The following is a 13,896-nucleotide window of genomic DNA, read 5'->3' on the forward strand; positions in this document are numbered from 1 at the left end:
GAAAAAGCCCTCGCTTATGCGGGGGCTTTTTTTGTGCTGTTTAAGGCTTTTTTTCGCTCGTGACTATATTTTGACTATATGAGCTTATATTTTTCGGCTCATTTAAGAAGTTTATGAGCAAATCTGTCGTTTTTTCTACTTGTTCTGTAGTCACGTGTGTATAGATGTTCATCGTCGTTTCAATATGCGCATGACCTAGCAGATTTTGTACTACTTTAACATCTATACACCTGCAGCAAATAGTAGGGAAGCACAAGAGTGATGAAGACCATGTACAGTGATGCGCAGCAGCTTGTATAGCGAGCAATTTCTTACATACGAATTTCGACGATGCTCGATCCGCGTGACTTTTGTGATTATAATCCGTATCAAATAGTCACAAAAAATATTTTTAAAAGTTATTCAACATATATCCAATATTTTACTAGACAAACAACTTAAAATGCACTATAATGAAGTCAATGAGATAAATGATAAAAGCTAATTCACCTATTACAAAGAGTACGTAATGTTTTAGTTTGGTACTTTTTGTAATATGTGAATTTTTTTCTTTTTGAAAAATGTGATCTTATTAAATATTAAAGCAATGGAGGTCATTTAAATGACACAAGGTACAGTAAAATGGTTTAACGCAGACAAAGGTTTCGGCTTCATCGAAGTTGAAGGCGGTTCTGACGTATTCGCTCACTTCTCAGCAATCCAAGGCGAAGGCTTCAAAACTCTTGAAGAAGGCCAAAAAGTAGAATTCGACGTAGAAGAAGGCCAACGCGGTCCTCAAGCTGCTAACATCGTAAAACTTTAATCGTTAGCGATTATATAAAGCAGGTATCCTTTATAGGGTACCTGCTTTTTGTATTACAAAAAAACCGGTCAAGTGACTACTTGCCGGGGGCGTCATGTTGGGAATGCTTAGTTGGTTTCCTGAACTTTTGTATTAATGGTAATAACGGTGCGGTTTTTTTCTTTTTTTATGCCTGTGACAATAAATTTTGTCCCGCGCTGTAATAAATATTCTTGTTCATTTTCATAAGGTGATAATTTATAGACAGGTGCTCCGTAATTGCCAGAGGGTGTTTGAATACGAATAAGCGCATCGTAACCAAAGCCAATCGTACCAGAGCAATCTAATGATGTTGATAAATAGCCTTTATCGGAATAATTAGCGCCGATTGCGAGTGTGCCATTTTTTAAGCCATATTTAAATGTTTTTACATTTGTGCCACGCCAAACCGAAAAGTAATAAGGGTTTTGAAATTTTGCGAGCGCATGATCAATAGCGAGAATACGGTTATCAATTTTTGGAGTCGCTGGTGTAAGACCGCGCAGCACGCCGTTAATATCGACGAAGCCACTACGTGTATAGTCTTGCACTGACTTTCGCTGATTTGCCGTTAATTTTTTATTCCACGTTTTCTCAAGGCGATTGAAGTGCCGGCGTTGTGTAGTAGACATCGACGTCGTTTTATTTGAGTAGGTGTATTTTTTTTCGTGTGTCACAAAAATTGTACCTTCAGGTTGTCGTTTCTTTTTGATGATGATTTGTTTGCCATCAAGTTCTCGAATGTCTTTTTTTACTTCAACAACGCGGTTTGGTTTGAGTGTGAATGATCGTAAAACAGCGAGCGACTTTTTATCGACTACATCGACTGAAATGGCTTTGTTTGTGACGGCTAACTTGTTGTATGTGGCATTTTGTTGCTCGAGTGTTGCTGCTTGTGCTGAGTGCTCTACAAATGCTAGCGGAGCGCACAACGACATAGCGACAGCGAATGTGATGAGTTGTTTTTTCAATGTTTTAACCTACCAATTCTATGTATAGTATGAACAAGTAAATCATCTTCTTTAATTATCGCTGATAGTAACGAGGTTTGCAATTAGTATTACCACGTATTTCCAAGTATCATTAGAAGGTACGTGATGCCATGAGCGTTTTAGCATAAATGGTGCGTTATTTTTCAGCGATATAATCAATATTCCTGTCATACCAGATGTCCAATTTGGGGAATCGTTAAATCGTAATTGAGACGTTTTCACGTAACTGATTGTATGAGGTACGTGAAAAGTCTACTTATATATTTCTAATAAGGTAATTTAAAAACTTGCTAGTCTATATAAAGAACACATCAAACGCGCGTAAAGACACTGTAAAAAGTAGTACAAAAAGTAGTACAGAATGCTGAAAAAACAAAACTGTTATATATCAAAACACGAACATTATTTTTTAAATTCTGATAATTGATACGTTATTTTTTTTATTGATAACATTAACGAACAGTAAATGATTACTAAAAAATATGAAAGGAATTTTCAAAAAATTAAAAGGAAACGCGTAATAAACGACAAGAAAACGTTCACAAAGGGCTAAAAAGTGTTTTATACATATTTGTGACACAAAGTCAAATCTTTCTGAGTGAAAATAGTAGATTTTATGTAGAACCTCTTGTATGATGTAAGTAACAAGAAGGAACGTTACATCCTAGAGATGATAAAAAATAATACAGAAACTCAAAGGAGAGTATTACAGATGAATAACTCAATTCAACAATATGTAGACCAAATGGAAGGCCAATTATTAAGCGACTTAGCAATGAATGATGAAGCAAATCTTTATGATATCGCTTCAGACATGATTGAAGCTTCAGAAACAGATATGATGGATATTTGCCAAGCGTACGAAGTTGTAAAACATAACTTAATCGGCTAATAAAATGAAGAATGACGAGTAATCACGCGACGACGTGGTTACTCGTTTTTTTGTGTAGCAGCGTTCATTGTTTACTAAGATATGTATTGCAGCGAGGAACAGTGGGATGGGCAAGCTTATTTATTAAGTTACAAAATATTTTCAGAAAATTGTTGACATTCTAAAAACTTTTTACTATGATGTTATCAAGCTAATATATTACATGCAAAGAACGGGAGTAGTAAAAGAATGGTTTTTTCAAGAGAGCTAATGGTTGGTGAGAATTAGCAGAAACCGCTTTGAACTCGTCCGGGAGCAAATTATCTGAAAAAATAGTAGGATAAATCGGGTCATGCACGTTATACATGGAACATTTTTGTTCATTAAGTGGGGCGATATATTACAATCGCTCAACTAGAGTGGTACCGCGAGTTAACACCTCGTCTCTAGCGATAGAGGCGAGGTGTTTTATTATTAAATAGTGGAAGAGGAGTGTTGAAGTATGTCGAGAAAAATTTGGGTATTTGATACAACGTTACGTGATGGAGAGCAAGTGCCAGGCGCAAAATTAAACATCTATGAAAAATTAGAGGTGGCACAACAATTAAAAAAATTACAAGTTGATATTATCGAAGCTGGTTTTCCGGCATCTTCAGAAGGAGACTTCCAAGCAGTTAAGCAAATCGCACAGCAAGTTGGTGGTTCAACGAATATGATGATTACGGCGCTAGCACGTGCTGTGAAATCGGATATTGATGCGGTATACAATGCAGTGAAATATGCAGAAAACCCGATGATTCATATGGTATTAGGCACATCGGATATTCATGTGGAAAAGAAGTTTAGCAAATCAAAGGATCAAATTTTACAAATTGGCGTGGATGCAGTGAAGTATGCGAAATCCTTAATGCCGCAAGTACAATATTCAACGGAAGATGCATCGCGCTCAGATTTTGAATACTTATGGAAAACGATCGAGGCAGTTATTGATGCGGGTGCAACGATGATTAATGTACCAGATACAGTCGGTTGGGCTGTGCCAGAGCAATTTGGCGACATGATTTATAAATTAAATAATCGCATTAAAAACGTTAATCCGGACGTGTTATTAAGCGTCCATTGTCATAACGATTTAGGGATGGCGACAGCCAATACATTACAAGCGGTGAAAAATGGTGCCGATAAAGTCGAGTGCACGGTAAATGGCATCGGTGAGCGCGCAGGGAATGCGGCTCTTGAAGAGGTCGTCATGGCCTTATCAACACGCGGTGACTATTTCGATGCATTCACATCTATTAATAAGAAGGAAATCATTAATACATCAAAAATTGTGTCGAGCTTAATGGGCTTAGATGTACAAGTGAATAAGGCGATTACCGGTGACAATGCTTTTGCGCACTCATCAGGTATTCACCAAGATGGACTATTAAAATCGCGTGATGCTTATGAAATCATTCATCCAACAGAGGTAGGCTTAGATGATATGGAACTTATATTAACCGCGCGTTCTGGTCGCCATGCAGTGCGTAATGCTATCAACAACTTATCGATTGATATCACGGATGAGCAATTTGAAGGTGTTTTTGCAGATTTCTTAGAATTAGCAGATGCAAAAAAAGAAGTGTATGACCATGACTTATTTATTTTAGTTGAAGATTATTTACGCCGTCATGATAAAATCGCAAACTTTGAAAAACATGCCGACGCCTTTTATGTATTAGAAGATATTCAAGTAATTAGTAACCCAATTTTCCCGTCAGCAACGATTAAAGTATCGAAAGGAACGGAAACATTCCGTGCAAGTACGGTCGGAACAGGGCCAATTGATGCGCTGTATACGGCGTTAAAAGAAGTGATTGATGTTGACATGAATATTATGGAATATAAAATTTCGAGTGTGACGCGTGGGAAAGAGGCGCTAGGGAAAGTGAAAATTCAAGTGCAAAGCCATGATAAGACGTATATCGCCAAGGCGACGCATACCGATGTCATTCGCGCGAGTGCAGAGGCGTATATTAATGCTGCTAATAGCATTATTGTCGAGCAATTTGTGCCAACGGAAGTTTAAGAAAATAATTTTAAAAAGGGTGGGGATCTCATCCTTTTTTTGTGCCCATATCGTTAGGCAGTTAGAGGTGGCGTATTGTAAAATGAATGTAATAACTTCATGCTAGGGGGAATTACGATGGATTTAGGGAAACGTTTTGGTAAAGGGTTAGGAAATGTTGTCGATCGTACTGTGAAAACAGGGGTATCATTAGCAGGAAAAGGGATTCAACGTACACCATTGAAAGAAGCCGGCAAATGGGTCGAAGAAGTGGCGCCGCTTGTTGGACAAGCAACCGGTAATACCGTAAAACTAGCGGGTACCGTTGTCGATGGCACCGTAACAGCAGGTGTTGGCCTTGTGAAGAAAGATGAGCAAGGTGTTGATAAAGGTGTCAGTGATTTAAAAAAGGCCGGTAATTATGTTGTCCGCGATGTTACTAGTACGCTGAAAAATGTGACCGAAAATGGCGTTGAAGTACTAAAAGGTGTTGCGTATAGTGATCGTAATCGTGCGACAGAGGGCATGAAAATATTAGGGAAAACCGTTGTTGCTGGCTCTGCAGGAACAAATTTTGATACGAGTGACGATGTCGTTGTAACAGCAACAAAACCTGCGTTTGTCGCGCGTCAAGAAGATGCTTCATTTCCACAGTTTACGTCGATTTACGAGGTGAAATTGCCAGAAGAACTCATTAAAGCATCGAATAAAAAGCAAGTAGCATATTGTAATGCGGCGCTTGCAGCAGCTATTAAAGCACGCGAACCGGTGAGTGAGAAATTGTCATTAAATGAACTGGATCGCATTAATATAGAGCATGGGATGACGCCGGAAAACTTTGTGTGGCATCATCATGAAATTCCAGGTGTTATGCAGCTTGTCGATGAAGAAGAGCATAATCAAGTACCACATATGAGCGCAAAATTAATGTGGGGTTAATAAAAAAACCGGAATCGCGAGGGCGGTTCCGGTTTTTTTGTCATTTAAATTGAAAAATCTTCGGGGATAAATACTTTCAGTTGGCGCGGACGAATGAATACGTGTTCACCGCGTTTGAGTGCTAGTTGGCGGAATTGTTCTTTCGGTAACTCAGCTTCTAAATATTCATCGATATCGTCGCGATGCAATTCAATTTGTACAATCGGTCCAATCGCATGAATGTAAATAATCGTTGCTTGCACTGCATCGTCAAATGTTTTTGTGCGCTCAATATGAATGTCATGTGGGCGGACATAGCCGATTGCTTCTGCTTCTGATGATGGAGCGGCTTCTGGCACATCAACCGCCAAATTGCCGTTGACGAGTTGGCCATTTTGCATGCGGCCTTTAAATAAATTAACATTCCCTAAGAAATCATACACGAATGGACTATTTGGGTGATCGTATACTTCTTCTGGTGGACCTACTTGTTCAATATGTCCTTTGTTCATGACAACGATACGGTCGGCAACATCGAGTGCTTCTTCTTGGTCATGCGTCACAAAAATGCTTGTGACATGGAATTCATTGTGCATTTTACGCAACCAACGGCGTAAATCTTTCCGCACTTTTGCATCGAGTGCACCAAATGGTTCGTCGAGTAATAATACTTTTGGTTCAACTGCTAAGGCGCGAGCGAGTGCTACGCGTTGTCGCTGCCCGCCAGACAATTGATTTGGATAACGCTCAGCGAAATGTTCGAGCTTGACAAGTGATAACAGTGTCATGACCTTGTCGTGAATTTCTTTTTTTGACGGGCGCGTTTTACGTGGGCGAACATTTAAGCCATACGCCACGTTATCAAAGACCGTCATATGGCGAAACAGCGCGTAATGTTGGAATACAAAACCGATATTGCGCTCTTTCGCATGGATGTTTGTAATGTTTTCACCGTCGAATAAAATAGCGCCTTCATCGAGTTGTTCTAGCCCTGCAATAATGCGTAGTAGCGATGTTTTGCCGGAGCCAGATGGACCGAGAAGGGCGATTAATTCACCGGATTCGATATCGATTGAGACGTTGTCAACGGCTGTAAAATCGCCGAATTTTTTTTTGACATGTTGGATTGTGATGCTCATGAAAATTCCTCCTTAGCGATGCGCCGTTTTCCATTCGATAATGTTTTTAATAATGATTGTTAAAATAGCTAGTAGCGACATTAATGAAGCAACCGCAAAGGCCGCTGTAAATTGATATTCGTTGTAGAGCACTTCAATATGTAGCGGCATCGTGTTCGTCAAGCCACGTACGTGACCTGAAACGACTGACACGGCACCGAACTCGCCCATGACGCGCGCATTACATAAAATGACGCCATATAGTAGCCCCCATTTAATATTTGGTAACGTCACATGCCAAAATGTTTGCAAACCATTCGCGCCAAGCGACACACTCGCTTCTTCCTCTTGCGTGCCTTGTGACTGCATGAGCGGAATGAGCTCACGTGCGACAAATGGCACGGTTACAAATAGGGAGGCTAGTAAAATGCCTGGAAGCGCAAAGACAATCGGGAAGTCGTGATTTAAAAACCATTCACCAAATAAGCCTTGTGCGCCGAATACTAAAATAAAGACAAGCCCTGCAATGACTGGGGATACCGCAAATGGTAAATCGATGATTGTAATGAGTAAGTTGCGACCTTTAAAGTTAAATTTCGTAATACACCACGCAGCGATGATGCCGAATAATGTATTTAATGGGACAGCAACGACCGCCACAAGCAACGTTAATTGAATCGCGCTAAGTGCATCAGGCTCGGTAATCGCTGCTATATAGACGCCAAAACCTTTTCGTAATGCGGAAATAAAAATAACAGCTAATGGCATCACGAGAAAAATAAATAAAAACAGTAGTGACATGGTCGTGAGCGCAATGCGAACGATACGCGGTTCTTTTAAGGATGTTGGGTCGGCTTTAAGCGATTGTTTTGATTGGTCGAGGGAAATCACCATTGTTGTTCAGCTCCTTACACAGTATATTTACGGCTAACAAGCCATTGAATCGTATTCATAACGAGTAAAATGAGAAATGAGGCAACGAGCATTACGACCGCAATGGCAGTCGCTCCCGCATAATCGTATTGCTCTAATTTCGTCATGATCATCAGCGGTGTAATTTCGGTTTTCATGGGCATATTGCCGGCGATAAAGACGACCGAACCATATTCGCCAAGTGCGCGAGAGAACGCCAGTGTAAAGCCGGTTAAAATGGCTGGAATCAGTTCTGGAAAAATGACTTTCGTAAACGTTTGGAGGCGATTCGCACCAAGTGATGCACTCGCTTCTTCAGATTCGGCACCGATATTTTCAAGTACGGGCTGCACGGTACGCACGACAAATGGCAAGCCGATAAATGTTAACGCCACGATAATACCAAGCGGTGTAAATGCAACTTGGAACGGTAAAAATTGGCCAATCCAACCATTTGGTGCATACAAAGCTGTCAGTGCGATACCTGCTACGGCAGTCGGCAACGCAAATGGTAAGTCAACAAGACCATCAATGATTTTTTTGCCAAAGAAATTGTAGCGTACGAGCACCCAGGCGATCATCGTGCCAAACAGCACATTGATAATGGCGGCAATGAGTGCTGTACCGAATGTTACTTTATACGAGGCGACAACTCGTGGGTCGGTAATGACCGCCCAAAAATCTGCCCATGATAATTGCATCGTATTCCAAACGAGCGTGGATAACGGTAATAAAATTAAAATGCTAATGTAGAGCACCGTATAGCCAAGCGTTAATTTGAAGCCTGGTAACACCGTCATTTTTTTACGCTTTGTCGGTGTGGTTGTCTGCGGGGAAAGCGTCATGTAAGTTCACCTCTTAATTCGTCGTATAAATTTTATCGAATGTGCCACCATCACTAAAATGTTCGGCTTGCGCTTTATTCCAGCCGCCAAAGTCGCGAATGGTCAACATCTCGATGTTTGGAAATTGTTGTTTGTATTGTTGCAGTACCTTTTTATTACGTGGACGATAGTAATTTTTTGCGGCAATTTCTTGACCTTTTGTTGTATAAAGAAATTGTAAATATGCTTGTGCGACTTTTTCGGTGCCCTTATGTGCCGTATTTTTATCGACGACGGCAACAGGTGGTTCAGCTAAAATACTCATCGAGGGCGTAACGATTTCATAGTTATCATGGCCAAGTTCATCTAATGATAAATACGCTTCGTTTTCCCATGAAATGAGCACATCACCGATGCCACGTTCAGTAAAGGTTGTCGTCGAGGCACGCGCACCTGAATCGAGCACTTGCACATTGCCATACAATTTTTTCATAAAATTCTCAATTTTCAGTTTATCGTTGTCATAATGCTTTGCTGCATAGCCCCACGCTGCTAAGTAGTTCCAGCGTGCACCACCCGAGGTTTTCGGATTCGGCGTAATGACTGACACATTGGATTTTGTTAAGTCATCCCAATCGTGAATGTTTTTGGGATTGCCTTTACGCACTAAAAAAACAATCGTTGAAGTGTATGGTGATGAGTGGTCAGGATATGCGTTTGCCCAATCTTTTTGAATAAGATGGCGATTTTTCGCTACTTCATCAATATCATAGGCGAGTGCAAGCGTTACGACATCGGCTGGTAGTCCATCGATGACCGCGCGTCCTTGTTTGCCAGAACCGCCATGTGATTGTTGGATTTTGACGGTTTGGCCGGTTTCTTGTTGCCATTTTTTAATGAATGCGCTGTTGACATCCTCATAGAGCTCACGTGTTGGATCGTACGACACATTTAATAAGTTAATCGTGTCAGCATGGCTGTTACGGTCGCTTGATGAACACGCACTAAGCAACAATGAACAAGTGAATGCGGCTACTGCAAAGGTACGTTTTTTCATGTGATTCACATCCTCATAATAAATTTAATCAACAAAAGGCTACAAAGGTGCGTGGCGATGTCGGTTCATCGCTTGCGCCTTTGTAGCCTTCAGTCGTCTGATCAGCTTATGTACAAATGCTTTAGCTATACTTTAAAAGGTTATTTCCGATAAGTCAACTATGAATTAAAATTTTTTTTGTTAAATACAAGTTGACAACTCGGAAATGAATAGTTTATACTTTGAGCAATTCATCATGATGAACCGAATAAATAAGCTGACCAGAAAACTGGAGGCACTGCAAACATCGATAGCTCGTCGCTATGTTGATGTCGCGGTGCCTTTTTTGATTAAAATAGAGGTGAATAATTATGTTAACATTTAACACGATTCATGATGCGGTATTGCCGGAATTTGAAGTAGATGAACGGTATAAAGGCGCATTAAATACGTTGAAATGGGCGTATGCCGAGTATGGTGATGATATCGTCTATGGATGTAGTTTTGGTATTGAAGGGATTGTCTTAATCGATTTAATCTCGAAGGTGAAACCAGATGCCAACATCGTCTTTTTAGATACGAATGTTCATTTTAAAGAAACGTATGACACGATTAACAACGTCAAAGCAAAATATCCAGCGCTTCAAATAGAGTTAAAGCAGCCAAAGTTAACGCTTGAGCAACAAGCTGCGCAGTATGGCGACAAGTTATGGGAGCGTGAGCCGAATACATGTTGCCAATTGCGCAAGCTGGATTCATTAAATGAAGTCTTGTCTGCTTCAACTGCTTGGATTTCAGGTTTGCGCCGCGAACAAGGTGGTGCACGTGCAAAGACAAACTTCATTAATGAGGATAAAAAATTTGCATCGATTAAAGTATGTCCATTAATTCATTGGACGTGGAAAGATGTTTGGCGCTACGTTTCAACAAACGATTTACCGTACAATCCATTGCATGACAATGGTTACCCAAGTATCGGTTGCGAAAAATGTACAAAGCCGGCATGGACTGTTGAAGATTTACGGTCAGGCAGATGGCAAGGGCAAGGAAAAACAGAGTGTGGCTTACACGGTTAATTGATTGATAATTCAGAAAAAGGGAGAGATACACATGACAATTTCAGCACATGGCGGGACATTAGTAAACCGCTTCAATCCAACATACGACACATCGGCTTTAACGAAAGTGATTACAATCGATGACATCGCACAAAGTGATTTAGAGTTAATCGGTATCGGTGGTTATAGCCCGATTACAGGATTTTTGAACGAACAAGATTATACGAGCGTTGTCGAAAATATGCGTTTAGCAGATGGTACGGTTTGGTCGATTCCAATCGCACTACCGGTATCGGATGCCGAATTAAAAGACTTAGTAATTGGCGATGAAGCGAAACTTGTACGCGATGGTGAAGTGTACGGTACGATTACGATTTCATCAATCTATACACCAGATAAACAACAAGAAGCGGTGAACGTTTACGGTACAGCAGATGAAGTGCACCCAGGTGTAAAGCAAATGCTGAATCGTCCAGATACATATGTTGGTGGGGACATCGTGTTAATTAAACACCAAGAGCCTGAATTTGAAGCGTACACCTTTACGCCAGAAGAAACGCGTGCGACATTTGCGGCAAAAGGGTGGCAGACTGTTGTTGGCTTCCAAACGCGTAACCCGGTTCATCGCGCGCATGAATACATTCAAAAAGCGGCACTTGAAACAATCGATGGTTTATTTTTAAATCCATTAGTAGGGAAAACGAAATCAGATGATATTCCAGCCGATGTGCGTATGGAAAGTTATGAAGTGTTATTAGAAAATTATTACCCGAAAAATCGCGTACATTTAGGGATTTTCCCAGCGGCTATGCGCTATGCTGGGCCACGTGAAGCAATCTTCCATGCGTTAGTGCGCAAAAACTATGGTTGTACACATTTTATCGTGGGTCGCGATCATGCTGGTGTTGGTGATTATTACGGCACATACGATGCACAAGAAATTTTCACTAACTTTACAACTGAAGAATTAGGCATTCAACCACTTAAATTTGAGCATAGCTTCTATTGCAACGCATGCAGTGGTATGGCGACAACTAAAACATGTCCACATGGTAAAGAAGACCATATCATTCTTTCAGGAACAAAAGTGCGTGAAATGCTGCGTGCTGGTCAAGTCCCACCGAAAGAATTTAGCCGTAAAGAAGTCGTTGACGTGTTAATTAAAGGCATGCAACAAGCAGAGGTGAACGCATAATGGTCGAAAATATCGTCTGGCATCAAGCATCTGTTACAAAACAACAGCGCGAACAACAATCAGGACAAAAAAGTGTAATTGTTTGGTTTACAGGGCTGTCTGCATCAGGAAAATCAACGCTTGCGAATGCCTTTAACCATGCGTTATTTGAACGTAATAAACAAGCGTACGTGTTAGATGGCGACAATATTCGCCATGGCTTAAATCAAGATTTAGGTTTTGATGAGGACAGTCGCAAAGAAAATATCCGCCGTATCGGTGAAGTGGCAAAATTATTCGTCGATAGCGGTCAAATCGTGCTAACGGCGTTTATTTCTCCGTATCGTGCTGATCGCCAAATTGTCCGTGAATTAGTCGAAGAGGGCGAATTTATTGAGGCGTATGTCAAAGCGTCGGTTGAAGCGTGCTCAGAGCGTGATCCAAAAGGGTTATATGAAAAAGCAAAACGTGGTGAAATTCCAAACTTCACCGGTGTATCAGCACCGTATGAACAACCGGAACAACCGGAAATTATTTTAGATACCGAGCGCTACAGCATTGAAGAATGCGTCGAGCAGTTATTAGCAAAACTAAATATTGCGTAACCTATTTATTGAAGCGGGAATGGTGCCAGTGGCCGATTCTCGCTTTTTTTCATGGAGATTTAAGCGACGGACATTGACTTTTGGTGTAATATTTGATAAAATGTCTTTAAATTAAGATAAATATTTTGAAGATACAGGGGGACTTACAATGTCAGAAGTCGCATTAAAGTCATTAACAGTCTTACTACGTTCATCGCAATCAATTGAAGAAGTGTTGCGTAAAGATATGCAAAAATACGGTTTGAATATGACTGAATTTGCAGTATTGGAATTACTTTATCATAAGGGTGAGCAACCAATTCAAAAAATTGGTGAAAAGATTTTAATTACGAGTGGTAGTATCACGTATGTAGTAGACAAATTAGAGAAAAAAGGTTTTGCGGAACGCATCGCCTGTCCGACAGATCGCCGCGTGACGTTTGCAGCGATTACGGAATCGGGCAAGCAATTTATGGATGAAATTTTCCCGCAACATGAGAAAAAAGTAGAAGATATTTTTGCGGTATTAGATGAAACACAGCAACAACAATTTATTGAAGTAGCGAAACTTATTGGCTTTCATGCAAAAGATTTATTAAATGTAAAAGCATAAGCTACTTAAAAAAACGACGAATCCAGTAAACGCGCGCTGGATTCGTCGTTTTTTTTGTGGCATTTTAGATAGCAAAAAAATACAATCATTTTATCTTATGGATTTTACAGTATTTTTAGTGAGTGTTAGCGAATGCTGCCGTAAGTCTCGTTAAAAAAGGAATTATAGGAAATAAAAAATTATTTTTCCACAATGTGACAAGTATATTATGTTGAAAAATAATTTGATTTGAACAAAAATAGTAAAAAATAAATCGTTGAATCCGATAATAAAAGCACGAAACTATTATTTTTAAAAGGGGGATTAGGATGAATACCTCTGCTGTCCTACATAATTCGACAAAACAAGCGATTCAACAGGCCTTATTTACGTTATTAAAAGAGAAAGATTTTGCCAAAATCTCGGTGGCGGAAATTGCAAAACAAGCGTATATTAATCGCGGCACATTTTATTTACATTATAAAGATAAAGATATGTTATTTCAGGCGGTGAAATCCAATGTTCTAAAGGATTTAGAACATTTTGTGTTGCATACGAAAATTGAATTCTCACTCGACTCGCCAAAACGTTACGAATTATTGCAGTATATTGTTAAGTTATTTGCATATGTGGCGGAGCGTGTAGACATCTTTAAAGTTTTATTGCTAAATGGTAGCAGTATTACGTTTAGCAATGAGTTAGGTGGCCTTATTAAGCAGTGGTTTGTCTATGGACAATGGCCGCATCCGTTAATGTTGTTGCGTAAAGATATTCCCGAACATTATTTAGCGACGATGGCTGCAACCTCGCTCGTGTCATGTCTTGTCGAGTGGCTGTCTACAGAGCACCGTGAAACACCTGAAAAAATGGCCAATTTCTATGTGGAAATGGCGGCATGTAATAGCCATTAAAAAATGCTGACTTCACATCGCGCATGATGTGAAGTCAGC

14 protein-coding genes and 1 other annotated feature are annotated in these 13,896 nt (G+C 40.2%); of the genes, 9 read left to right on the forward strand and 5 right to left on the reverse strand.

The genetic code is table 11. The annotated features are described in order from the left end of the window. Positions 1–601 precede the first annotated feature (601 nt). On the forward strand, positions 602–802 hold the full coding sequence (locus V514_RS0104375; RefSeq protein WP_020189763.1) for a cold-shock protein: 201 nt from the start codon (positions 602–604) through the stop codon (positions 800–802). Between the two features lie 107 nt (positions 803–909). Here V514_RS0104375 and V514_RS0104380 read toward each other — a convergent pair whose 3' ends face one another. Beyond that, positions 910–1,791 carry an ADP-ribosyltransferase gene (locus V514_RS0104380; RefSeq protein ID WP_029498551.1) on the reverse strand — a complete coding sequence of 294 codons (882 nt, stop codon included), beginning with the start codon at positions 1,789–1,791 and terminating at the stop codon, positions 910–912. A 733-nt stretch (positions 1,792–2,524) separates the two neighbouring features. Here V514_RS0104380 and V514_RS0104385 point away from each other — a divergent pair. The 3 genes from V514_RS0104385 to V514_RS0104395 all read left to right on the forward strand — a co-directional run bounded on the left by V514_RS0104385 (position 2,525) and on the right by V514_RS0104395 (position 5,669). After that, positions 2,525–2,704 (forward strand): hypothetical protein, encoded by a 180-nt coding sequence (locus tag V514_RS0104385; RefSeq protein WP_029498553.1) that lies wholly within the window; start codon positions 2,525–2,527, stop codon positions 2,702–2,704. Between the two features lie 198 nt (positions 2,705–2,902). Further along, positions 2,903–3,134: a binding site (T-box leader), on the forward strand. 51 nt (positions 3,135–3,185) lie between these two features. Next, a complete protein-coding gene (locus tag V514_RS0104390; protein WP_029498554.1) occupies positions 3,186–4,751 on the forward strand; it encodes a 2-isopropylmalate synthase in 1,566 nt (521 codons plus the stop codon). A 117-nt stretch (positions 4,752–4,868) separates the two neighbouring features. After that, a complete protein-coding gene (locus V514_RS0104395) occupies positions 4,869–5,669 on the forward strand; it encodes an HNH endonuclease (RefSeq protein ID WP_029498556.1) in 801 nt (266 codons plus the stop codon). Between the two features lie 44 nt (positions 5,670–5,713). Here the strand turns inward: V514_RS0104395 and V514_RS0104400 are convergent, their stop codons facing one another. From V514_RS0104400 to V514_RS0104415, 4 genes are read right to left on the reverse strand one after another with little or no spacing between them, the layout of a single operon-like run. Beyond that, entirely contained in the window at positions 5,714–6,787 is a 1,074-nt protein-coding gene (locus V514_RS0104400) for a sulfate/molybdate ABC transporter ATP-binding protein (protein WP_029498557.1), read from the reverse strand. 12 nt (positions 6,788–6,799) lie between these two features. Next, positions 6,800–7,660, reverse strand: a complete 861-nt coding sequence (cysW, locus tag V514_RS0104405; protein ID WP_029498558.1) for a sulfate ABC transporter permease subunit CysW — start codon at positions 7,658–7,660, stop codon at positions 6,800–6,802. A gap of 14 nt (positions 7,661–7,674) precedes the next feature. Beyond that, positions 7,675–8,523, reverse strand: coding sequence for a sulfate ABC transporter permease subunit CysT (gene cysT / locus V514_RS0104410; protein ID WP_029498559.1), 849 nt, complete (start codon positions 8,521–8,523; stop codon positions 7,675–7,677). A gap of 13 nt (positions 8,524–8,536) precedes the next feature. Next, entirely contained in the window at positions 8,537–9,559 is a 1,023-nt protein-coding gene (locus V514_RS0104415; RefSeq protein ID WP_029498560.1) for a sulfate ABC transporter substrate-binding protein, read from the reverse strand. A 350-nt stretch (positions 9,560–9,909) separates the two neighbouring features. Here V514_RS0104415 and V514_RS0104420 point away from each other — a divergent pair, with 350 nt between their 5' ends. From V514_RS0104420 to V514_RS19615, 5 genes are all read left to right on the forward strand, one after another. Continuing rightward, entirely contained in the window at positions 9,910–10,614 is a 705-nt protein-coding gene (locus tag V514_RS0104420; RefSeq protein WP_029498561.1) for a phosphoadenylyl-sulfate reductase, read from the forward strand. A 34-nt stretch (positions 10,615–10,648) separates the two neighbouring features. Continuing rightward, a complete protein-coding gene (sat, locus tag V514_RS0104425; protein WP_029498562.1) occupies positions 10,649–11,791 on the forward strand; it encodes a sulfate adenylyltransferase in 1,143 nt (380 codons plus the stop codon). Then, positions 11,791–12,375: an adenylyl-sulfate kinase gene (gene cysC, locus V514_RS0104430; RefSeq protein WP_029498564.1), complete on the forward strand. Its 585-nt coding sequence runs from the start codon at positions 11,791–11,793 to the stop codon at positions 12,373–12,375. The genes sat and cysC overlap by 1 nt, the downstream gene beginning before the upstream one ends. A gap of 148 nt (positions 12,376–12,523) precedes the next feature. Further along, the gene (locus V514_RS0104435; protein WP_029498566.1) at positions 12,524–12,967 is read left to right on the forward strand and encodes a MarR family winged helix-turn-helix transcriptional regulator; all 444 of its coding nucleotides are present in this window, start codon (positions 12,524–12,526) and stop codon (positions 12,965–12,967) included. Positions 12,968–13,275: 308 nt separating this feature from the next. Further along, the gene (locus V514_RS19615; RefSeq protein WP_029498568.1) at positions 13,276–13,857 is read left to right on the forward strand and encodes a TetR/AcrR family transcriptional regulator; all 582 of its coding nucleotides are present in this window, start codon (positions 13,276–13,278) and stop codon (positions 13,855–13,857) included. Positions 13,858–13,896: the final 39 nt, after the last annotated feature.

Source organism: Kurthia huakuii LAM0618, from assembly GCF_000505545.1.
Lineage (GTDB): Bacteria > Bacillota > Bacilli > Bacillales_A > Planococcaceae > Kurthia > Kurthia huakuii.